This window comes from Streptomyces sp. 3MP-14, assembly GCF_006334905.2.
GTDB lineage: Bacteria > Actinomycetota > Actinomycetes > Streptomycetales > Streptomycetaceae > Streptomyces > Streptomyces triticirhizae.
The window spans coordinates 281,274-301,730 of sequence record NZ_VDLZ02000004.1; the positions used below are offsets into that span (position 1 = coordinate 281,274).

Here is a 20,457-nt window from a genome sequence, read left to right on the forward strand (position 1 = left end):
CTGGGACTTCCTGGGGGGCGTGCTGCTTCTGCCGGGGCGCTGCGCTTCTGCTGGGGGAGCGCCGCCGCGCCGGTCCGCCGTGGCGGCTGGCGCGGGCCGGCGGCTCGCGGGCCCCGGCGCGGGGCGCCTCGGCGCTCCTCGTCCGCTACTCGTCCGGGTCGAAGGAGACGGGCAGCCCGCCGAACTCGGTTCCGGTGGGCGGCACCTGGAGCGCCCCCAGGGCGAACGCCATCACCTCGTTGAAGACCGGGCCGCACACCTCGCTGCCGGTGTAGTCGCCCTCGGTCGGGTTCTGCACCGCGCAGTAGACCGTGACCCGGGGCTGGTCGGCGGGGGCGAAGCCGGCGAACGAGGAGGTGTAGCCGGAGTAGGCGCCGGTCTCCGGGTCCACCCGGTTGGAGGTGCCGGTCTTGCCGGCGACCCGGTAGCCGGGGATGCGGGCCGCCGAGCCGGTGCCGTCCTCGCTGGCGACCACGGTCTCCAGCATCTCGCCGAGCTGTTCCGCGGTGTCCTCGCTGATCACCCGGCTCCGCTCCGGCTCGGGCGCCGGCGCGAACTGGCCGTCCGGGCCGCGCCAGCCGCGCACCAGGCTCGGGGCGATCCGCTCGCCGCCGTTGGCGACCGTGGAGTAGACCGAGGCGGCCTGCACCGCGTTGATCGACAGGCCCTGGCCGAACGGGATCGTGTACTGCTGGGACGCGTTCCACTCGCCGGCCGGGGCGAGGATGCCGGCGGTCTCGCCGGGGAAGCCGAGGCCGGTGGGGTGGCCGAAGCCGAACGCGTCGAGGTAGGAGTGCAGCACCTCGTTGGCCTCGGGCTGGGTCTCGCCGAGCTGCTCGGCGGCCAGGATGGTGCCGATGTTGCTGGAGTGGGCGAGCACGCCGGCCAGCGTGAGGTAGAGCGTCTCGTGCTCCTCGTGGTCGGCGAAGCTGCGGTCCGCCCTGGGGAGGCGGTTGGGCACGGTGACATGGGTGTCGGGGGTGGCGGCCTCCTCCTCCAGCACGGCGGCCATGGTCACGAGCTTGCTGGTGGAGCCGGGCTCGAAGGCGTCCTGGAGGGCAGGGTTGCCGAGCACGTCGGGGTCGGCCGATGCGATGGCGTTGGGGTCGTAGCCGGGGGCGTTGGCCAGCGCCAGGATCTCACCGGTGGTGGTGTCCTGGACCACCACATAGCCGCCGTCCGCGTCGGACGCCTCGACCTGCTCGCTGATGGCGTCCTGGGCGGCCCACTGGATGTCGCGGTCCAGGGTCAGCTCCACGTCCGAGCCGGGAACGGCGGGTTGCTCGCTCTCGCCGGCCGTCGGGACCCGGCGGCCGCCGGACTGGGCGTAGGTGATGGTGCCGTCCTCGCCGGCGAGCCGCGCGTCGAGCTGGGCCTCCAGGCCGCCGGCGCCCTGGCCCTCGCCGTTGACGAAGCCGAGCACGGCGGCGGCGAGGTCGCCGTTGGGGTAGACCCGCTTCTCGGTCTCGGTGGCGAAGACGCCGGAGAGCACCTGGTCGCCGGTGCCCTTGCTGGCCTGCTCGGCGAGGGTGCCGCGCAGGTCGCGGATCTGCCGCCAGGTCTGGGGGGTCTGCGCCCTGGCCAGCACCACGTAGCGGGTCTCGGGGTCGTCCAACAGGTCGACCAGCTCCGCCTCGTCCCGGCCCAGGATCGGGGCGAGCAGCGCGGCGGCCTGCTCGGGGGCGTCGGCGACGCCGGACTCCTCCTCGCTGAAGAGCAGCGGGTCGGCGGTGATGTCGTAGGCGTCGACGGTGGTGGCCAGCGCGGTGCCGGAGCGGTCGGTGATGTCGCCGCGCTCGGCGGTCAGCGGCACCTGGACATAGCGGTTGAGCGCGGCCTGCTCGGCGTAGGAGGCGGCGCCCACGGCCTGCACCTGGACGAGGCGGACCGCGAACACCAGCATCACCAGCGTCAGGCCGAGGCCGACCAGGCGCAGTCGGGGGCGCGGGGTGGCCAGCCGCAGCGCGCCGGCGCGGTCGCGCTCCGGGCGCGCGCCGCGCGGGCGCGGGGGCCGGGGGGAACTCATGGCGTCTCCGCTCCGCCGGGCGCCGCCCCGCCCGGCGCGCAGCCCGGCGCCGGGGTCGGGGCGGGGCCGGCCGGTCGGTGGTCGGTCATGGGGTGTTCGCTCCCTGGGCGGGCGGGAGCGCGGGGGCCGCTTCGCCGGGGGCGGCGTCGGGAACGGCCGGCTGGACGGGCGGTGCCGGCTGGACGGGCGGCGTCGGCTCGGCGGTCGGCGTCGGGGCCACGGGGGTGGGGACGGCGGTCGGCGTCGGCGTCGCCGGGGGCGTCGGGTCCGTGGTGCCGCCCTGGGGAATGACCTCCGTCGGCAGCTCCTGGGGCTCCTCCTCCGACCCGGCCGCGTCACCGTCGCCGTTCTCGCCTTCGCCGTTCTCGTTCTCCGCCTCGGGCTCGGCCGGCGGGGGCGGCTCGGGCGCCGGGGTCGGCGAGGCCCCGCCGAGCAGCTCGCCGTCGGAGCCGAGGAACGCCGGCGGTCCCGCGGGCACCAGGCCCAGCTCCTCGGCGCGTTCGGCGAGCGCGCCCGGCGCCGAGTAGCCGTCCACCTCGGCCTGGAGCCGCTGCTGCTCGTCGGTCAGCTCCTGGGTCTGCCGGCGCAGTTCGCTCAGCTCGAACGAGCCCTGGTTGAGCGAGGCGTTGAGGATCAGCAGCGCGACCATGCCGGCGCCGAGCAGCACGACCACCAGCAGCACGAAGGGCGTTCGGGCGGCGGTCGAGCCGCGCGCGGGAACGAGGCCGGACAGCCGGTTCAGCCGGGTCAGCTGGCCGAGCCCGGCGAGGGTGGTGAAACGGTCGCGCTGGCTCATGCGTCCTCCCGGACGCGTTCGGCGGCGCGCAGCCGGGCCGGGGCCGCCCTGCGGTTGGCGGCGACCTCCGCCTCGGACGGCTGCTCGGCGCCCCGGGTCAGCAGCCGCAGCCGGGGCTGGTACCGCTCGGGAACGACGGGGAGTTCGGGCGGCGCCGTGTGGCTGGCGCCCTTCGTCAGCACCCGCTTGACCAGGCGGTCCTCCAGCGAGTGGTAGGAGAGCACCACGATCCGCCCGCCGAGCGCCAGGGCGTCGACGGCCGCCGGCAGCGCCCGTTCCAGCACGGCGAGTTCGCCGTTGACCTCGATCCGCAGGGCCTGGAAGGTGCGCTTGGCCGGGTTGCCCCCGGTGCGCTTGGCGGCCTGCGGGAGCGCGTCCCTGATGAGGGTGACGAGTTGGGCGCTGCTGGTCAGCGGGGCTGCGGCGCGCTGGCGGACCACCGCCTCGACGATCCGGCGGGCGTTCCGTTCCTCGCCGTAGGTCCGCAGGACGCGCACGAGTTCGCCGGGCGGGTAGGTGTTGAGGACGTCGGCGGCGCTGAGGCCCGAGTCCTGGTCCATCCGCATGTCGAGCGGGGCGTCCCTGGCGTAGGCGAAGCCGCGCTCCTCCTCGTCGAGCTGCATCGAGGAGACGCCGAGGTCGAACAGGATGCCGGCCACCCTCGGCAGGCCGAGTCGGGCCAGCACGGCGGGGAGTTCGTCGTAGACGGCGGGCACCAGGGTGGCGCGGTCCCCGAAGCGCTCCAGGCGTTCGCCGGCCAGCCGCAGCGCGGCCCGGTCGCGGTCCAGCGCGACCAGCCGGACGTCAGGGAAGGTGGTCAACAGGGCCTCGCTGTGCCCGCCGAGGCCGAGCGTGCAGTCGACGACCACGGCGCCCGGGGCGTCCAGCGCCGGACCCAGCAGCTCCACGCAGCGCTGGAGCATCACGGGGCGGTGCCGGACTTCCGGCGGACGGTCGTTGCTGGTCGTCATGCGCCTTCCGGGGAACCTTCGAGGACCTTCGGCGGAGAGCGGAGAGCGTCGAAGGGGGCCGAGCCGCTGGCGGGCGGGAACGGCGGCGCCGCCGGGGCGCGCCTCTCCGTGCGCGTCACACTAGCCCACCTGCGTTCGCGGTCAATCACTGAGGTTGGTCGGGCCCGGCGTTTCGGCGCAACCGGGGAACGGGGCGGGCGAACACCGCGCGGGGGCGTCGGTTGTGAGCCGCGTCACCCGCCCTTCGGCCGTGCCGGCGGCCGGCTCGTACTACCGTCACGGCTATGTCGAATACGGTCACGGATCAGCTGGTCAGCGCCAACGAACGGTACGCCGAGGGCTTCACCGACCCGGGGATGAACGCCCGCCCGGTGCGCGGGGTGGCCATCGTGGCGTGCATGGACGCGCGGCTCGACCTGCACGCCGCCCTCGGGCTCGAACTGGGTGACTGCCACACGATCCGCAACGCCGGCGGGGTGGTCACGGACGACATCATCCGCTCCCTGACGATCAGTCAGCGGGCGCTTGGCACCCGTTCCGTGGTGCTGATCCACCACACCAACTGCGGTCTCGAGCAGCTCACCGAGGACTTCCGGCAGGAGTTGGAGCGCGAGGTCGGCCAGAAGCCCAGCTGGGCGGTGGAGTCGTTCACCGATGTGGACCAGGACGTGCGGCAGTCGATGGCCCGCGTGCGCACTTCGCCCTTTCTCCTCCACACTGATGATGTACGCGGCTTCGTGTTCGATGTGACAACCGGTCTGCTCCGGGAGATCGACCCGTCCGACGACCAGGACTGAGTGGCGGCGCGCGCCCCGCGAACCGTGGGAGCGCGTCCGCAACCGTGAGGGGTCTTCCGGGTGTCCGGGATGGGCGAGGGCCTTGGCCCGGTCGGGGCGTCGGGCCGGGGCGAGGCATGGACAAGGGTGGAGGATGGCCGGTTGACGACCTATGAGGAGCACGCGAGGGTCACCGACCTGAGCGCCACGGCGGAGCGGGTGCGGCGCTCGGTGGAGAGCGTGATCGAGGGCAAGCCGGAGGTCGTTCAGCTGTCCCTGACGGTCCTGCTCGCCGGCGGTCACCTGCTGTTGGAGGACGTGCCCGGCGTCGGCAAGACGATGCTGGCCAAGGCGCTGGCGAAGTCGGTCGACTGCTCGGTGCAGCGCATCCAGTTCACGCCCGACCTGCTGCCCTCGGACATCACCGGGGTCAGCGTCTTCGACCAGCGGCGGGGCGAGTTCGAGTTCAAGCCGGGCGCGATCTTCGCGCAGATCGTCATCGGCGACGAGATCAACCGCGCTTCGCCCAAGACCCAGTCGGCGCTCCTGGAGTCGATGGAGGAACGCCAGGTCACCGCCGACGGGCACAGCTACGAACTGCCCGAGCCGTTCATGGTGATCGCCACCCAGAACCCGGTCGAGATGGAGGGCACCTACCCGCTGCCCGAGGCGCAGCGGGACCGCTTCATGGCGCGGGTCTCGGTGGGCTACCCCAGCCCCGAGGCGGAGCTGCGGATGCTGGAGCACCACACGGCGGCCTCGCCGGTGGACTCGCTGCGGCCCGCGGCGCACGCCGACGAGATCGTCAAGCTGATCGCGGCCGTGCGCGAGGTGCACGTCTCCGAGCCGGTGCGGCGGTACGCCGTGGACCTGGCCGTGGCCACCCGCGTCCACCCGGAGCTGCGGCTCGGCGCCTCGCCCCGGGCGACGCTCCATCTGCTCCAGGCCGCCAAGGCCGCCGCCGCCCTGGCCGGACGGGGCTTCGTGCTGCCCGACGACCTCCAGCGGCTGGCCGTGCCGGTGCTGGCGCACCGGCTGCTGCCCAACGCGCAGGCGCAGTTCAACCAGCGCACCACCGAGCAGTTCGTGGCCGACATCCTGCGCCGCACCCCGGTGCCCGACGTCTACGGCGCGCAGCGGACCCGGGGCTACTGATGGCGATGCCCCGGCCCGGCGTCGGCGCCGGGCACCCGTCGCACGACGGCCACCTCGGCGGCCCGGGACCGCTGCGGGCCGCGTTCAGCGGGCTGACCACCCGGGGGCGTTCGTTCCTGGCCGCCGGGGCCGCCGCCGTCGGGTGCGCGTATCTGCTGGGCCAGCCCGACCTGTTGCGGGTGGGCGCGCTGCTGATGGTGTTGCCGGTCGTCGCGGTGCTGGTGCTGCACCGCACCAGGACCCGGGTGACGGCGGCCAGGCGGCTGAACCCGGAACGGATGCCGGCCGGCGAGCAGGGGCGGGTGCACCTGCTGCTGTCCAACGACGCCCGGCTGCCCAGCGGGGTGCTGATGCTCCAGGACCACGTGCCGTATGTGCTGGGCCCCAAGCCCCGGTTCGTGCTGGACCGGATCGAGCCGGGCGGGCGGCGGGAGGTCACCTACCGCATCCGTTCCGACCTGCGCGGGCGGTACCCGCTGGGGCCGCTCCAGCTGCGGCTGGCCGACCCGTTCGGGATGGTGGAGCTGACCCGTTCCTACGGCGCGCACGACACGCTGACCGTGCTGCCCGGGATCGAGCCGCTGCCGCCGGTGCGGTTCGGCGGGCTGGCGCGCGGCGACGGCGTGGGGATGCGCAGGTCGATGGCGTCGGCCGGCGAGGACGACCTGATCCCGCGCGAGTACCGGCACGGCGACGACCTGCGGCGGGTGCACTGGCGCTCCACCGCGCACCGGGGCTCGCTGATGGTGCGCCGGGAGGAGCAGCCCCGGCGGGCGCGCTGCACCGTGCTGTTGGACACCCGGCGCGCCGGCTATGTGATGGGCGGGGTCGCGGCGCCGTTCGAACGGGCGGTCTCGGCGGCCGCCTCCGCGGTCTCGCAGCTGACGCGACAGGGCTTCGAGGTGAGGCTGTTGACCGACGACGGCACCCAGCTTCCCGGGCCCGGCACGGAGGTCGCCGACCCCTACGAGCTGACCGGCCGGCTGATGGACTTCCTGGCCGTGGTGGACCACTCGGCCTCCCTCGGCTTCGAGCCGGCGCTGGCCGCGCAGCGCGCCGGATCGGGCGAGCTGCTGCTGGCCTTCCTCGGCTCGGTCGACCCGGCGCAGGCCGGGGTGCTGGGCCGGATGGCGGCCAGGGCGGGGGGCGCGGCCGCGTTCGTCGTCGCGGGGCAGCTCGACCAGCGGATCGAGGGCGACCGGCTGGCCGCGCTGCGGAACAACGGCTGGACCGCGCTGGCCCACCACCCCGGCGTCCCGTTGGGCACGCTGTGGCAGCAGGCCGCTCTTGAGGTGTCGGCGCGGGGCGGTGGTCGGTCGTGAACGCGGTGCAGACGGGCGACATCAGGACCGGGCTCGCGGCCTGGCTGGCCACCGTGCTGGCCGCCAGCTCGCTGCTGCCGCTGATCGACGGCACGGACTGGCTGGCGCAGGCGGCGTTGCTGCTGCTGGCGCAGTCGGGGGCGGCGGCGCTGCTGCGGCACACGCCGCTGCCCTCCGGGGTGGTCGCGCTCTGCCAACTGGGCGTTGGGCTGCTGCTGTTGACCATGGCCTCGGCCGGGGAGTACGCGCTGGCCGGGGTGGTGCCGACGCCGGAGGTCTTCGAACGGTTCGGGCAGCTGCTGACGGCCGGCGGCGACGACATAGGGCGGTACACCACGCCGGCGCCGGCCACCGACGGCATCCGGCTGATGGTCTGGGGCGGCGTGCTGCTGGTGGGGCTGCTGGTCGACCTGCTCGCCGTGCCGCTGCGCAACGCGGCCGCCGCCGGGCTGCCGCTGCTGGCGCTCTTCTCGGTGGCGGCCGGCGTCGGCCAGGAAGCCACCGGCTGGCCCTACTTCGCGGCGGCCGGCCTGGGGTACCTGGTGCTGCTGCTCAGCGAGGGCGGGGAACGGCTCAGCCACTGGGGGCTGTTCTACGGCGGCCCCGGCGGCGGGCGGTGGATGACGGCGCGGGACCTGAGCTACGCCGCGCGCCCCCGGGCGCGCGCCGGCCGGCGGATAGGGGCGCTGACGCTGGGCGTGGCGCTGCTGACGCCGCTGCTGCTGCCGGGGCTCGGCGACGGGCTGCTGGACATGGACGAGCCCGAGCGGGCGGGCGCCGGCACCGGCGGGCTGGTCTCCGTCGATCCCGTGGTGGCGTTGAAGGACCAGCTCAACCAGCCGGAGAACATCCGGCTGTTGACCTACCGCACCGACGGCGCGCCGCCGCGCGAGATGTATCTGCGGCTGACGGCGCTGGACGAGTTCAACGGCGCGGAGTGGAGTTCGTCCAACTGGCGCCAGGCCGAGGTGCCGCAGCCGCCGTGGCCGGTGACCGGGCTCGGCGGGGACGTGGAGTTCACCAGCGCGGTGACCGAGATCCGCGCCTCCGACGCCTACGCGCAGCGCTCGCTGCCGGTGCCCTACCCGGCGACCTCGGTGACCGCGAACGGCCCGTGGTCCTTCGACCGGGGCTCGCAGACGCTGGTCTCCGAGAACTCGTCGCTGACCAGCAGCGGCCAGACCTACCAGGTCGAGCACCTGGTGGTGCGCCCCACCAGGGAGCAGCTCGCCGGGGCGCCCGAGGCGGAGGGCAGCTTCCAGGAGTACTACACCCGGGTCCCCGAGGAGCTGCCGCGCGAGGTCCGCGAGACGGCCCTGGAGGTGACGGCGGGGAGCGCCAACGCCTACGAGGAGGCGGTCGCGCTCCAGGAGTGGTTCACCCAGAGTGGCGGCTTCCGGTACGACACCCGGGTCGAGTCGGGCACGGGGACGGAGGCGATCGTCAACTTCCTTGAGCAGAAGGAAGGTTTCTGTGTCCACTTCGCCTTCACCATGGCGGCGATGGCGCGCAGCCTGGGCATCCCGGCGCAGGTCGCGGTGGGCTTCACCCCCGGATCGCGGACGGCCAGCGGCGAGTACGAGGTGGGGGCGCACAACGCGCACGCCTGGCCCGAGCTGTACTTCGAGGGCGTGGGCTGGGTCAGGTTCGAGCCGACGCCGGGGCAGGGCAACGCGCCCGAGTACACCCAGCCCGAACGGCCGGACAACGAGCGGCCGGCCGAGCCCGAGCCGACCGAGCCGACGGAGAGCCGCGAGCCGACGCCCTCCGCGTCCTCGTCCGTGCCGGAGCGCTGCGACCCGGCGGTCGACGGGGCCTGCCGGCAGGAGCCGACGACGCCGGAACAGGACCGGGACGAGTCCGGCTTCCCGCTCTGGCCGACGCTCTGGGGCGGCGGGGGGCTGCTGCTGCTCCTGCTGCTGGCAACGCCGCTGCTGTGGCGCGCCCGGATGCGCGCGAGGCGGCTGGCGCCGGAGGCCGGACCGCTGGGCGCGTGGCGGGAGTTGACCGACAGCGCCTGGGACTACGGCATCGTGCCGCAGGCCAGCGAGACGCCTCGGCAGGCGGCCGAGCGGATCATCCGGGTGGCCCAACTGGACGAGGCGGCCGCCGCCGCGGTGCGGGAACTGGCGACGGCGGTGGAGGCGGAGCTGTTCGCGCCGGAGCCATCGCCTGCGCCTGCGGCTCCGGCGGGGGCGGGGGTTGGGGCTGCGGCTGCTGCTTCGGCTTCGGCGGGGGGTGGGGCTGCGGCTGCTGCTTCGGCTTCGGCGGGGGGTGGGGAACCGGAGAGCCGCTCCGGCTGGCGCCGTCAGATCTCCCTCGCGCGGGCCGGCCTGGCCGCCGGCCTTCCCCGCCTGGCACGGCTCCGCGCCCTCCTCCTCCCCCGCTCAGCCGGCCGAGTGATCCCCCGCCGCGCGTAGCCCCGGCAGGGCGCGGCCCTGCCGGGGCGGGGGGGGGTGCGCTGGCGCGCGGCAGCGGGAGCGCGCGGAGCACTGCCGCGCGGCGCCGGGCTGGCCCTGCCGGGTGGCGGGGAGGGCGTAGCCCTGCCGGAGGCGCTGGCGCGCGGCGCCGGGAGCGATGGCGGGGCGCCAGGCCGGGGCGCGCGGGGCCCGGGCCGGACCGGGCGCGCTCGCGCGGTGCGGGATGCGGCACCGGGACGAACACGCTGCGCGTGCGGGAGCGGCGGCGCGGTGTGCCAAGGGCGCGGCGCAGCGCCGGGCGCGGCCGGCGCACTGCGGGGGGACGCCAGACGCGGCCGGGCGCTGCCTCGTGGGCCGCGTGGCGCCGGACGCCGGCACGGGACCTGCTGGCGCGGACAGCACGCCGGCGGCAGACCGTGCGCGGCAGGGCACGGTCAGGACAAGGCCGGGCACCGGCGCAGGCCCTTCCGCACAAGGCGCGCCAGGCGTGCGTCAGCGGGGAGCCGGCGGGTGGCGGTCGTGGTCGGCGGATGGCCGAGCGTGCCAGCGCGGCGAGGGCGCGGAATGCTGCCCGGTAGGTACCGACCATGTTCGGGGTCCCCGGCCCGGCGAGCGCGGAACAGCATCGCGCCTCCAGGGCAAACCCGGCCGCGCCAGCGCGGCCGGCACCCGGAACGCGCGACGCCCGGCGGGCGTGCTCCCCCGGGCTCACGCCCGGCAGAACAGCGACCGCGCCCCACGGGGACCGACACGGGATGCGACGGGCCCTCGCCGCGTCTGGAAAGATCGTCCGCCCGGGGTGGCTGCGCCGTTCCGGAGTTGACGGGCGGCTCGCTCGCGGTGGCGGGTTCGCGCCGGCGAACGGAACAGCGCCCGATGACACACCCCGGAAGCGGCGTTCCGGCGACCGACCACACCGCCCACGAACGCCCCGCCGTCCCCCGAGGCCGCGCGCCAGCGCGCGGCGCGCGCCGCGCGGCGGGGCACCGAAAAAGGTGAACGGCGTCGGAGGTGGCGGCGCGCCCCCGATGGGAGGAAAGGGCAGGGGCCGCCCGGTGAGGGCGGCCCCTGCCGCTGTGTGGAGCGCTGGAAAAAAACCTGGGTGACCCCGGGGTCACTCGCCGCGCGCGTCCCGGCGGCGCTGCCAGCGGTCCTCGATCCTCGTCATCATCGACCGCCGCTTCGGGGCTCGCTGCCGCCGACCACCGGCGACCTGAGGCCCGCCCTGGCCCCCCTGCTGCACGGGGGCCCTGCGCCAGCCGGTCACCGCGACGACCGCGCAGCCGAGCATGATCAAGAAGCCCACCACGCTCAGCCAGATGAGCTGCGCGACCATGCCTCCCATGAGGAGGCCGATGCCCAGCACAAACCCTGCGATCGCCTGGTAGACCCGCTTGCGCGTGACGGTGCGCAGCTCGGAGCCCTGGAGCGTTGTCGCGAACTTGGGATCTTCGGCGTGTAGCGCGCGCTCCATCTCTTCGAGCACGCGCTGCTCGCGGTCCGAGAGCGGCACGGAGTCCTCCTACTCGTCGGTCGCGGTGGCGACCGTTTCCGACCCTTCAAGGATAGGCAGGTAAGTGTTCCTGTGAAACCCACCCCTGTACGCCAATTTCGCCCACCACACCGGCTCACCGGACACCCTGGGGATGGTCCTCTTCTTCCCCTGGTTGCCTCTGGTCATGCCGGAGGGCTCATCCCGATGATACGAGGAGTTGGACTACGATTCGCCCGGAAGCTCGGCCAACACGTGAAGCTGTCCCGCCACGGCCTGGAACGCGGGGCGCACGGCGGCCTCCGCCTCCAGTCGCGCCAGGGCCGCGCCCGCGTCCGGCTCGGTGTCCAGCAGGGTGCCGGGCAGCAGGTCGGCGAAGATCCGCACCCCGTGCACCTGCCCCGGAAGCAGCCCCGCCTCGGTCAGCAGGGCGGTCAACCGCTCCACGGTGAACCGGTGCGGCACCGGGTCCTGCGCACCCCATCGGCCCGACGGGTCGGCCAGCGCCGTTCGCGCCTCGGTGAACCGGCCGGCGAGCGCGCGGGAGAGGACCGCCCCGCCGGCGCCGGCGGCCAGCACACTGAGCGTGCCGCCCGAGGGCCGCAGCGCGGCCGCGACCGCCCGCAGCCCGGCGCCGGGATCGTCGACGTACTCCAGGACCCCGTGGCAGAGCACCAGGTCGAACGCGCCGCGCCCGGCCACGTCCAGCACGTCCTGGGTGTCGCCCTGGACGCCGCGCACCGCGTCGGCGACGCCCTCCTCGGCGGCCCTCCGCTCCAGCGCGAAGAGCGCGTCGGGGCTGGGGTCGACCACGGTGACCCGGTGGCCGAGGCCGGCCACCGGAACCGCGAAGCTGCCGCTGCCGCCGCCCATGTCGAGCACGTCGAGCGTCGGGCGGCCGGCGCGGGCGGAGCGTTCCGACAGTGCCCGCCGCAGCACGTCCCACACCACCCCCGCGCGCGACGCGGCGTGCGACCCGGACAGCTGGTCGCCCGTGGGACGGGCGCGCGACGGTGAGGTCATGGCGCGGGGCTCCTCGTGGTGACGGGGGCGGGGCGCCACCACCCTACTTCGCGGCCCGGCCCCCGGCGTCGTGGTCGGCCCGCAGCACCGGCTGGCGCAGCAGCATCTCCTCCACCAGCCGCAGGAAGAACCCGGCGGCGCGGCGGAGTTCGTCGGCGTCGGCCCGGGTGGCCACGCCGCGTATGCCGGCCTCTATCCTGGCCCTGCGGTCGGCGGTGCCGGCGAAGAGGACGCTCCACTCGGCGAACTCGGGGGCCACCTCGGGCAGCACCTCCCACACGCTGCGGATGCGGCGGCGTCCCCGGGGCGTCAGCTCGGGACGCCCCCGGACCGCGAGCACGGCCGCGGCGGCCCGCAGCGCCGCCAGGTGGGCGGCGACGAACGCCTCGCCCGGGTCGGGCAGGACGGCCGCCTCGTCGAGGCCGCGCTCGGCCTGGGTCAGCAGGTCCAGTGCGGCGGGCGGCGCGGGCGCCCGGCGCGGCACGGGGTGCACATCAGTCGGGAGTCCGGTCATGACGAGCCTCCAGTCAGTCGCCATTCAGCGGTCCAACTTCTCCGATGGTCCTGCGCGGTATGCGCAGTTGTGCACATGGTGAACCATGGCACTGACAATCCCCGTCGCGATCCGTCTGGCCAGGGGCGAGACAATCGGCGCATGACAGTTTCGAGCCCTCGGCGCAGCGCGACCCGGCAGCGGCTCTACCAGGCCGCCGTCACCCTCTTCGCCGAACAGGGCGTCTCCGCCACGTCGGTTGAGCAGATCGCCGAGCGGGCCGGCGTGGCCAAGGGCACGGTCTACTACAACTTCTCCAGCAAGACCGAACTCTTCGAGGCGCTGCTGCGGGACGGGATCGAGCCCTTGACGGCCGCGCTGCGCCGGTCGGTCGGCACGGCGCCAGGCGGCGCGCTGGCCGCGTTGGAGGGGATGACGGACGCGGGGCTGGCGTTCGTCGCCGAACACCCGGATCTCGTGCGGCTGTTGGTGGCCGAGCAGTGGCGGAGCAGCCGGCCGTGGCATCCGACGCTGGTGGCGGTGCGCCGGCAGGTGGCCGGCGTCGTGCGGGGGGTGCTGGAGGACGGGGTGAAGTCCGGTGAGCTGCGGGCCGATCTGGATGTCGAGCTGACCTCGGGCGCGCTGGTGGGCATGGTGGTGCTGGGGGCGCTGGACTGGCAGACGTTCCATCCCGAGCGGCGGCCGGCCGAGGTGCGGCGGGCGCTGTCGGTCGTGCTGCGGGGGCAGTTGGCGGCAGCCCCTGGGAGGCACGAGGACGGCCGGCACGAGGACGGGCGGAACGAGGGTGGCCGGGACGAGGACGGGCGGCGGTGAGCGGGGCGCGGGAGCCGGGCCGGGTCGTGGTGGTCGGCGCCGGTATGGGCGCCATGGCGGCGGCGGCGCGGCTGGCGACGGCGGGCCGGGCGGTCACCGTGCTGGAGCGGGGCGCGACGCACGGCGGGGCGCTGGGGCTGCTCAGACGGGACGGGTTCGGGTTCGACACGGGCCCGGGGCTGCTGTTCCTGCCGGCGGTCTGGCGGGACCTGTTCCTGAAGACGGCGCCCCGGGGGCGGGGCCGGCCACCGGGAGAGCTGGCCGACCGTGTCGACCTGCGGCGGGTGGTCGATCCCGCCGTGGAACACCGGTTCGCCGACGGGCGGTCGCTGCGGCTGCCGGGTCTCTCGCCCGGCGGGGTGCGGCGCGCGTTGGACGCCACGCTGGGCGCGGGCGCCGGCGCGCGGTGGGGCGCGCTGCTGGGCCGGGCGCGGGAGACCTGGGAGGCGACCCGAAGGCCGCTGCTGGAGGAGCCGTTGACGTCGGCGGAGCAGCGGGCCGGGCTGGTCGAGGGGCGCTATCCCGCACGCCGGCGCGGGCTGCTGCGCCGGCGTGCGCCGAGCCTGGCGGAGCTGGCACTGGCCGAGTTGGGCGATCCGGCGCTCGCGGCCGTGTTGACCGGCACCGTCCAGGACTACGGCCTCGATCCCGCGCGGGCCCCGGCCGACGCGGCGGTGTTGGCGTATGTGGAGCAGACGTTCGGGGCCTGGTATCCGGTGGGCGGGATGCGGGCGTTGGCCGACGCGCTGTGGCAGCGCTGCCGGGAGCGCGGAGTGGCGTTCCGGTTCGGGGCCGAGGTGGTGGAGGTGCTGGGCTCGGGCGGCCGGGTCGCCGGAGTGCGGCTGGCCGAGGGAGAGACCGTTCCGGCCGACGCGGTGGTGTGGGGCGCGCCGCGCGCCGGTGAACGCGCCGGCGGGAGCGGCAGGTTCACGCTCTTTCTGGCGCTGGACGGCGAGCGGCCGCCCGGGACGGCGCACCGCACGCTGCTGCACCCGTCGGGCGCCGGGGACGACCCGGTGACGCGGGTGCTGCGGCCCGACGACCCGACGCTGCGGCCGGCCCCCGACCGGGAGACGGCGGTGGTCTCCGTTTCGGCGCCGCCGCACGGCGACGGCGGGCTGGACTGGTCGGACCGCTCCCTCGTCGAACGGTGGCGGGAACGGTTGCTCGACGCCACCGAGGCGGCCGAACTCGGCCTGCGGGAAAGGGTGTTGTGGTCGGAGTGCCGCACCCCGCTGGATGTGGAGCGGGAGACGGGGGCGCCCGGCGGGGTCGTGGCACCGCCGGCGCTGGCCGGCGCTGGCGGCGCGTTCCTCGCCGCCGCCAACACGGGCCGGCTGACCGGCCTCTACCGGGTGGGCGCCGCCGCCCATCCCGGCGGCGGGCTGGCGCACGTGGGGATGTCGGGGGCGCTGGCGGCCGGGCTGATCGTGGAGGGCCCGGACTGGCGCGGCTCCTACTGAACGACGCGCGCCGGCGCGGCCGGGGCGCGACGGAACGGTCAACGGCCGTCCGGCTAGCGTCCGTCGTAGTAGTAGCCCTGCCCGGTCGCGTCGTAGCCGGGCTGCTGTCCGTAGGGGTCGGCGGGCTGCTGCGGGTAGCCGTAGCCCAGCGGGTCGTCGGCGACGCCCTCGCGCTGCTGCGGGACCCAGACGCCGCCCGGCGGGGTCTCCTGGTAGTAGGGGGTCTCCCCCGGGCCGCCGGCCGTCCAGCCGCCGCCGGCCGGGTCGCCGTACCCGTTCGCCTCGGGCGCCTGCGGGGTGGCGGCCTGCTCGGCCCAGCCGGTCTGGTAGCCGTAGCCGTCGGTGCCGCCGGCCAGGTACTGGCCGCCCTCGGCATAGCCGGCGGCGGCGCCGTAGCTGTCCTGGTAGGCGCCCGGGTAGGGCTCGGTGTAGGCGCTCTCGACGGCCGGGTCCCGGTAGCCGTCGGCATAGCCGGCGTCGTAGCCGACGCCGGCGTGTATCTCGCCGCCCACGTCCTCGCGCTGCGGGAAGCCGTTCTGCCCGTAGCCGTCGTGTCCGGCGGCCGCCGGCGCGAAGTCGCCCTGGCCGAAGTCGCCCTGCGTGTAGTCCTGTTGGGGGTACTCGCCGGAGCCGTACTCGCCGTGCCCCGGGCGCTCGCGCCCGAACTCCCCTTCGCCGAAGCCCTGTTCGTCACCGAAGCCCTGTCGGGGGAACTCCTCGGTCGCGAAGCCGGCGTCCGGCGGGCCGGCCGGGGCGGGCGGCGGGGGCGGCGCGGATCGCTGCGGCCCGTCGAACTCCGCCTCGTCGCCGGCCTCCTCGGGGCGCGGCTCGCGGCGCCGCCGGCTGGTGCCCGGCTTGCCGCCGAGCGCCCAGCCGGTGGAGAAGCCGCGCCGGAAGGAGAGCGTGACAAAGGTCTGACCGGTGGCGAACGCCACGGCGCCCAGGGCGATCACGGGAACCGAGGGCAGCAACACCCCGATGACCACGCCGAGAAAGCCGAAGAAGGCGACCAACCGCCAGCGCAGCCGCGCCTTGTACTGGAGCAGTACCTCACCGAGCAGCCAGAGGGCCACAAAGCCGAAAGCGATGTAGAGGACCGTCCAGCCCATGAGGCCCCTCTCCGCACTGAGTCAGGACCGCTGGTGCAGCCCCAGGTTCTTGTAGACGTCCAGCGTTGCCGTGGAGTGACTCGACGTGTTCAGCGTGATGAAGTGCAGGCCAGGAATGTCCTCGTCCATCAGCCGCGCACACAACTCGGTGGCGAACTCGATCCCGACCGAGCGTACAGCCATCGGGTCGTCCTTGACCGCGAGGATGCGGCTTTTCAGCTCGGGGGGCACGCTCGTGTTGCTGAGCTGCTGGAACCTGTCGATCTGCCGGGCGTTGGTGATCGGCATGATCTCGGGGATGATCGGGGTGGCACAGCCGGCGGCGGACACCCGGTCCCGGAGCCTGAGGTAGTCCTCGGGGTAGAAGAACATCTGGGTGATCGCGAAGTCGGCGCCGGCGCGGCACTTCTCCACGAAGTACCGGATGTCCGTCTCCCAGTCGGTGGAGCGCGGGTGCATCTCGGGGAACGCGGCCACGCCGACGCAGAAGTCGCCCGACTCCTTGATCAGCCGCACGAGTTCGGCGGCGTAGCTGACGCCCTCGGGGTGGCGGACCCACTCGGCCATCGGGTCGCCTGGCGGGTCGCCGCGCAGCGCCAGCATGTTGCGGATGCCGGCGTCGGCGTACTGGCCGACAATGTTCCGCAGCTCGGCCACCGAGTGCTGGACGGCGGTGAGGTGGGCGACGGGCGTGAGGGTGGTCTCGGTGGCGATCCGCTCGGTGGCGCGCACGGTGCGCTCCCGGGAACTGCCGCCGGCGCCGTAGGTGACGGAGACGAACGTCGGCGCGACGGCCTCGACCCGGCGGATGGCGTTCCACAGCGTCTTCTCGCCGCGCTCGGTCTTCGGCGGTGAGAACTCGAAGGAGAACGATCGCTTGCCGGCCGCCAGTAGATCACGAACGGTCGCGGCGCGACCTGACATGGTGCTGGGATTCCCAAGGGCCATGGCAGGCAGGCTACCGATCTCCGCCGCTCCCTGGCGCCCGTTGTCCGGTGTCCGGACGTTCCCTGAGCCTGCGGGCCAGCTCGGCCGCCGCCGCTCCGGGGTCGTCGGCCTCCGTGATCGCGCGCACCACCACCACGCGCCGTGCTCCCGCGTCCAGTACCTGGTCCAGATTCTCAGCGTCGATGCCGCCAATGGCAAACCAGGGCAGCCTCGGGGAACGGGACGAGGCATAGCGCACCAGGGAAAGGCCGGGCGCCGTGCGTCCGGGCTTGGTGGGGGTGGGCCAGCACGGGCCGACGCAGAAGTACCCGACCTCGGGGTCGGCCAGCGCCGCGTCCACCTGCTCGGGCGCGTGGGTGGAGCGGCCGATCACCGTTCCCTGGCCGAGGATGGCGCGGGCGGCGGGCACCGGCAGGTCGCCCTGGCCCAGGTGCAGCACGTCCGACCCGGCGGCGTGGGCGACGTCCGCCCGGTCGTTCACCGCCAGCAGCCGGCCGTGCCGCCGGCAGGCGTCGGCGAAGACCCGCAGGTACGCCAACTCCTCGGCCGCCTCAAGCCCCTTGTCCCGCAGCTGGACGATGTCCACGCCGCCGGCCAGCACCGCGTCCAGGAACTCGGGCAGGTCGCCCTGGCGCCGGCGGGCGTCCACGCACAGATAGAGCCGGGCGTCGGCGAGCATCGTCCATCCCCCTCGGGGTGAGGCCGGTGGCGGGCAGGCCCCGCCACCGGCCGGTGTGGGCTACACGGCGAGCGCCTGGGCGCGGCGCTTCACCTCCGTCCCGCGATTCTCCCGCAGGGCCTGCGCCGGCGTGCCGGGGAGGCTGTCGTCCGGCGTGAAGAGCCATTCCAGCATCTCCTCGTCGGTGAAGCCGTCGTCCCGCAGCAGCGTGAGCGTGCCCGTCAGGCCACGGACGATCCTGCCGTCGCCGACGAAGTCGGCCGGCACCTGGAGGACGCGGTTTTCGCCCCGGCGCACCGCGATCAGCTGGCCCTCCTTGACCAGCTGGCGGACCCGGGTGACTTCCAGGCCCAGCGCTTCCGCGACATCGGGAAGGGTGAGCCAGGCGGGGACGAGAGCGTCGGTCTTCGCATCAATCTCGGTCACACCTCAAGCCTGCCATCTCCCACCGACAGCCGTCAGCGCACGGCCGACTTGAGGGGGACGTCCGGGTCGGCGAGCAGCGCCGGATCGACGGCGGCGCCCCGGTCCACCAGGCGCCGGCCCTGGAGCAGGTCGCGCGGCCGGTCCACGGCCAGCACGGCGGTCAGCGTCTCGCCGCGCAGCCAGCAGGCGGTCCAGGCACGCTCGGCGCCGGCCGGGTCGCCGCGCGGGACCAGCCGGTCCTCGGGGCCGTGGTGCCCGACGTACTGGAGGTAGCGGCCGAACTGCGCCGACCAGAAGTACGGCACCGGATCGTGGGTCGCGGGCTCGCCCAGCAGAGTGGCCGCCACGGTGCGGGGCCCGACCAGCGCGTTGTCCCAGTGGTGGGTCAGCAGACGGCGCCCGTAACGCGCGGAGGGGTAGGAGGCGCAGTCGCCGACCGCGTACACGCCGGGCGCCTCGGTGGCGAGCCGGGCGTCCGCCAGAACCGAGCCGTCCGTGCCCAGCGGCACGCCCGAGCCGGCCAGCCAGGCGGTGTCCGGGCGGGAGCCGATCCCGACGAGCACGGCGTCGGCGCCCAGCACGGTGCCGTCGGCCAGCTCCACCTCGCGCTCGTGGACGGCGGTCACCGGCGAGCCGGTGCGCAGCTCGGCCCCGGCCTCCGCGTACCAGGCGGCCATCGGCGCCGCGACCTCGGCCGGCAGCGTGCCGGCCAGCGGGTGCGGGCCGGCCTCGACCACGGTGACCGCGCAGCCGGCGGCGCGGGCGGCGGTGGCGACCTCGGCCCCGATCCAGCCGGCGCCGACGATCACCAGGCTGCCGCCGGCGGCGAGCACGGGGCGCAGCCGTTCGGCGTCGTCCCGCGTGCGCAGTGTCTGAACATGCGGCAGGCCCGCCGTGCCCGGCAGGTCCAGCGCGACGGCCCCACAGGCCAACACCACGGCCTCGTAGTCCAGTGGGCCGCCGTCGGTCTCCAAGTGGCGTGCCTCGACGTTCAGTTGGGTGGCGGTGCGGCCCAGCAGAAGGTCGATGTCGTGCTCGGCGAAGTCGACGGCCAGCTCCAGCTCCGCCGGCTGGCCCAGCAGCAGTTCCTTGGAGAGCGGCGGCCGGTCGTAGGGGCGGTGCCGCTCGGCGCCGAGCAGGGTCACCGAGCCGCGCCAGCCGGCCTCGCGGAGCGCCTGGGCGGTGGTGGCGCCGGCCAGGCCGGCGCCGACGATCACGATGCGTCCGAGTCCCGGTCCCGGTCCCAGTCCCTGTGTCACGGCGCCAGCCTACGAGTTCCCCGGGGTGGTGGGGCCCGCCGGCCGGGCCACGTTCCGTTCGTCCGTTCGTTCCCGGTTCGGCCCGTGGGCGTCCCGGTTCGGTCCCTGGGCGTTCCGGGTTCGGTCCCGGGCTTCGAGAGGACTGGACCACAGAGGTATAAAGGCACGGTGACCACGGACCCCGCACCGAGATCCCGGCCCGTGACGCTGGAACACGTCGCGCGCGCCGCCGGGGTCTCCAGGGCCACGGTCTCCCGGGTGATCAACGGTGAGGCCACCGTCGACCCGCGCCTGCGCAAGCTGGTCGAGGAGGCCATCGCCCGCACCAGCTACGTGCCCAACCGGGCCGCCCGTTCGCTGGTCACCCGCCGCACCGACTCGGTGGCGTTGGTCGTCTCCGAGCAGGAACGACGGGATGTGACCGGCCCGTTCGTCGGTCGGATCTTCACCGACCCCTATTTCGGCCGGGTGTTGACCGGTCTGTTGGAGGTGCTGCGGCCCCGGGGCATCCAGGTGATGCTGACGCTCGCCGACGACGAGGCGTCCCGCGCCCAACTCCTCGGCTATCTCCAACAGGGCCACGTCGACGGCGTGGTGCTGATCTCCTCGCACGCGCAGGACCCGCTGCCGGGGCTGCTGTCGCGCACCGCGCTGCCCGCCGTGCTGGCGGCCCGCCCGGCCGCGCCGACGCCGTTGACCTATGTGGACGTCGACCAGCGGGCCGGCGCGCTGCTGGCCGCCGAGCGGCTGCTGGCGGAGGGCCGGCGGCGGATCGCGACCATCGCCGGGCCGCAGGACATGCCGCTGGCCCAGGAGAGGCTCTCCGGTTTCCGCGCGGCGCTCGCCGAGCGCGGGCACGCCGACGTGCCGTGGACCGAGGGCGACTTCACCCAGGCCAGCGGCGGCGCGGCGATGAAGTGGCTGCTGGCCGAACACCCGGACGTGGACGGGGTGTTCGTGGCCAACGACCTGATGGCGCTGGGCGCGGTGACCACGCTGCACCGCGCGGGGCGCCGGGTGCCGGAGGACGTGGCGGTCGTCGGGTTCGACGACAGCGTCTCGGCGTTGGCCTGCGACCCGCCGCTGACCACGGTGCGCCAGCCGGTGGAGGAGATGGCCGCCGAGATGGCGCGGCTGCTGCTGCGGCAGATCGAGTCACGCGAACGCCCGCTGCCCTCCGTGGTCTTCCACCCCTCGCTGGTCGTGCGTCAGTCCGGCTGACGCCGGGCCGGGAGAACGACACGGGCCCGGCCCGGCGGGTGTGG

18 protein-coding genes are annotated in these 20,457 nt (G+C 74.9%); 7 read left to right on the forward strand and 11 right to left on the reverse strand.

The window, feature by feature from the left end; all coding sequences use genetic code 11:
* Positions 1-145: 145 nt before the first annotated feature.
* The 3 genes from FH609_RS08010 to rsmH all read right to left on the reverse strand — a co-directional run bounded on the left by FH609_RS08010 (position 146) and on the right by rsmH (position 3,793).
* Positions 146-2,026, reverse strand: coding sequence for a peptidoglycan D,D-transpeptidase FtsI family protein (locus tag FH609_RS08010; RefSeq protein WP_139666446.1), 1,881 nt, complete (start codon positions 2,024-2,026; stop codon positions 146-148).
* An 85-nt stretch (positions 2,027-2,111) separates the two neighbouring features.
* Positions 2,112-2,822: a hypothetical protein gene (locus tag FH609_RS08015; RefSeq protein ID WP_139666445.1), complete on the reverse strand. Its 711-nt coding sequence runs from the start codon at positions 2,820-2,822 to the stop codon at positions 2,112-2,114.
* Complete coding sequence (gene rsmH / locus FH609_RS08020) at positions 2,819-3,793, reverse strand: 16S rRNA (cytosine(1402)-N(4))-methyltransferase RsmH (protein ID WP_139666444.1); 975 nt, start codon at positions 3,791-3,793, stop codon at positions 2,819-2,821. Before rsmH ends, FH609_RS08015 begins: the two co-directional genes overlap by 4 nt.
* Before the next feature lie 284 nt (positions 3,794-4,077).
* Here rsmH and FH609_RS08025 point away from each other — a divergent pair, with 284 nt between their 5' ends.
* The 4 genes from FH609_RS08025 (at position 4,078) to FH609_RS08040 (ending at position 9,466) form a co-directional block, all read left to right on the forward strand.
* Positions 4,078-4,590 carry a beta-class carbonic anhydrase gene (locus FH609_RS08025; RefSeq protein ID WP_139666443.1) on the forward strand — a complete coding sequence of 171 codons (513 nt, stop codon included), beginning with the start codon at positions 4,078-4,080 and terminating at the stop codon, positions 4,588-4,590.
* A 69-nt stretch (positions 4,591-4,659) separates the two neighbouring features.
* Positions 4,660-5,724: an AAA family ATPase gene (locus tag FH609_RS08030; RefSeq protein ID WP_405378856.1), complete on the forward strand. Its 1,065-nt coding sequence runs from the start codon at positions 4,660-4,662 to the stop codon at positions 5,722-5,724.
* A 5-nt stretch (positions 5,725-5,729) separates the two neighbouring features.
* Positions 5,730-7,046, forward strand: coding sequence for a DUF58 domain-containing protein (locus tag FH609_RS08035; RefSeq protein ID WP_139666671.1), 1,317 nt, complete (start codon positions 5,730-5,732; stop codon positions 7,044-7,046).
* Entirely contained in the window at positions 7,043-9,466 is a 2,424-nt protein-coding gene (locus tag FH609_RS08040; RefSeq protein ID WP_139666441.1) for a transglutaminaseTgpA domain-containing protein, read from the forward strand. Before FH609_RS08035 ends, FH609_RS08040 begins: the two co-directional genes overlap by 4 nt.
* A gap of 1,114 nt (positions 9,467-10,580) precedes the next feature.
* Here FH609_RS08040 and FH609_RS08045 read toward each other — a convergent pair.
* The 3 genes from FH609_RS08045 to FH609_RS08055 all read right to left on the reverse strand — a co-directional run bounded on the left by FH609_RS08045 (position 10,581) and on the right by FH609_RS08055 (position 12,495).
* On the reverse strand, positions 10,581-10,979 hold the full coding sequence (locus FH609_RS08045; RefSeq protein ID WP_139666440.1) for a DUF3040 domain-containing protein: 399 nt from the start codon (positions 10,977-10,979) through the stop codon (positions 10,581-10,583).
* A gap of 204 nt (positions 10,980-11,183) precedes the next feature.
* Complete coding sequence (locus FH609_RS08050; RefSeq protein WP_139666439.1) at positions 11,184-11,981, reverse strand: methyltransferase; 798 nt, start codon at positions 11,979-11,981, stop codon at positions 11,184-11,186.
* A 43-nt stretch (positions 11,982-12,024) separates the two neighbouring features.
* Entirely contained in the window at positions 12,025-12,495 is a 471-nt protein-coding gene (locus FH609_RS08055) for an SAV_6107 family HEPN domain-containing protein (RefSeq protein ID WP_193317801.1), read from the reverse strand.
* A gap of 141 nt (positions 12,496-12,636) precedes the next feature.
* Here FH609_RS08055 and FH609_RS08060 point away from each other — a divergent pair, with 141 nt between their 5' ends.
* Positions 12,637-13,308, forward strand: coding sequence for a TetR/AcrR family transcriptional regulator (locus FH609_RS08060; protein ID WP_139666437.1), 672 nt, complete (start codon positions 12,637-12,639; stop codon positions 13,306-13,308).
* A complete protein-coding gene (locus FH609_RS08065; protein WP_264372753.1) occupies positions 13,305-14,771 on the forward strand; it encodes a phytoene desaturase family protein in 1,467 nt (488 codons plus the stop codon). Before FH609_RS08060 ends, FH609_RS08065 begins: the two co-directional genes overlap by 4 nt.
* 53 nt (positions 14,772-14,824) lie before the next feature.
* On the opposite strand, the gene FH609_RS08070 is transcribed toward FH609_RS08065, so the two are convergent.
* The 5 genes from FH609_RS08070 to FH609_RS08090 are packed head-to-tail and all read right to left on the reverse strand — an operon-like array spanning position 14,825 to position 19,192.
* Positions 14,825-15,880 carry a hypothetical protein gene (locus tag FH609_RS08070; protein ID WP_139666436.1) on the reverse strand — a complete coding sequence of 352 codons (1,056 nt, stop codon included), beginning with the start codon at positions 15,878-15,880 and terminating at the stop codon, positions 14,825-14,827.
* A gap of 21 nt (positions 15,881-15,901) precedes the next feature.
* Positions 15,902-16,828: a methylenetetrahydrofolate reductase [NAD(P)H] gene (metF, locus tag FH609_RS08075; protein WP_139666435.1), complete on the reverse strand. Its 927-nt coding sequence runs from the start codon at positions 16,826-16,828 to the stop codon at positions 15,902-15,904.
* A gap of 10 nt (positions 16,829-16,838) precedes the next feature.
* The gene (gene thiE / locus FH609_RS08080; RefSeq protein WP_139666434.1) at positions 16,839-17,507 is read right to left on the reverse strand and encodes a thiamine phosphate synthase; all 669 of its coding nucleotides are present in this window, start codon (positions 17,505-17,507) and stop codon (positions 16,839-16,841) included.
* Positions 17,508-17,567: 60 nt separating this feature from the next.
* Positions 17,568-17,933, reverse strand: a complete 366-nt coding sequence (locus FH609_RS08085; protein WP_139666433.1) for an Rv2175c family DNA-binding protein — start codon at positions 17,931-17,933, stop codon at positions 17,568-17,570.
* A 32-nt stretch (positions 17,934-17,965) separates the two neighbouring features.
* Entirely contained in the window at positions 17,966-19,192 is a 1,227-nt protein-coding gene (locus tag FH609_RS08090) for an NAD(P)/FAD-dependent oxidoreductase (RefSeq protein ID WP_226961487.1), read from the reverse strand.
* A gap of 168 nt (positions 19,193-19,360) precedes the next feature.
* Here FH609_RS08090 and FH609_RS08095 point away from each other — a divergent pair, with 168 nt between their 5' ends.
* Positions 19,361-20,413 carry a LacI family DNA-binding transcriptional regulator gene (locus tag FH609_RS08095; RefSeq protein ID WP_139666432.1) on the forward strand — a complete coding sequence of 351 codons (1,053 nt, stop codon included), beginning with the start codon at positions 19,361-19,363 and terminating at the stop codon, positions 20,411-20,413.
* The last annotated feature ends 44 nt before the right edge of the window (positions 20,414-20,457 follow it).

Bases quoted from the DNA above. Each gene is read 5' to 3' on its own strand.
- FH609_RS08010 (WP_139666446.1), bottom strand. From the start codon at position 2,026: ATGAGTTCCCCCCGGCCCCCGCGCCCGCGCGGCGCGCGCCCGGAGCGC.
- FH609_RS08015 (WP_139666445.1), bottom strand. From the start codon at position 2,822: ATGAGCCAGCGCGACCGTTTCACCACCCTCGCCGGGCTCGGCCAGCTG.
- rsmH (WP_139666444.1), bottom strand. From the start codon at position 3,793: ATGACGACCAGCAACGACCGTCCGCCGGAAGTCCGGCACCGCCCCGTG.
- FH609_RS08025 (WP_139666443.1), top strand. From the start codon at position 4,078: ATGTCGAATACGGTCACGGATCAGCTGGTCAGCGCCAACGAACGGTAC.
- FH609_RS08030 (WP_405378856.1), top strand. From the start codon at position 4,660: ATGGGCGAGGGCCTTGGCCCGGTCGGGGCGTCGGGCCGGGGCGAGGCA.
- FH609_RS08035 (WP_139666671.1), top strand. From the start codon at position 5,730: ATGCCCCGGCCCGGCGTCGGCGCCGGGCACCCGTCGCACGACGGCCAC.
- FH609_RS08050 (WP_139666439.1), bottom strand. From the start codon at position 11,981: ATGACCTCACCGTCGCGCGCCCGTCCCACGGGCGACCAGCTGTCCGGG.
- FH609_RS08055 (WP_193317801.1), bottom strand. From the start codon at position 12,495: ATGACCGGACTCCCGACTGATGTGCACCCCGTGCCGCGCCGGGCGCCC.
- FH609_RS08060 (WP_139666437.1), top strand. From the start codon at position 12,637: ATGACAGTTTCGAGCCCTCGGCGCAGCGCGACCCGGCAGCGGCTCTAC.
- FH609_RS08070 (WP_139666436.1), bottom strand. From the start codon at position 15,880: ATGGGCTGGACGGTCCTCTACATCGCTTTCGGCTTTGTGGCCCTCTGG.
- metF (WP_139666435.1), bottom strand. From the start codon at position 16,828: ATGGCCCTTGGGAATCCCAGCACCATGTCAGGTCGCGCCGCGACCGTT.
- thiE (WP_139666434.1), bottom strand. From the start codon at position 17,507: ATGCTCGCCGACGCCCGGCTCTATCTGTGCGTGGACGCCCGCCGGCGC.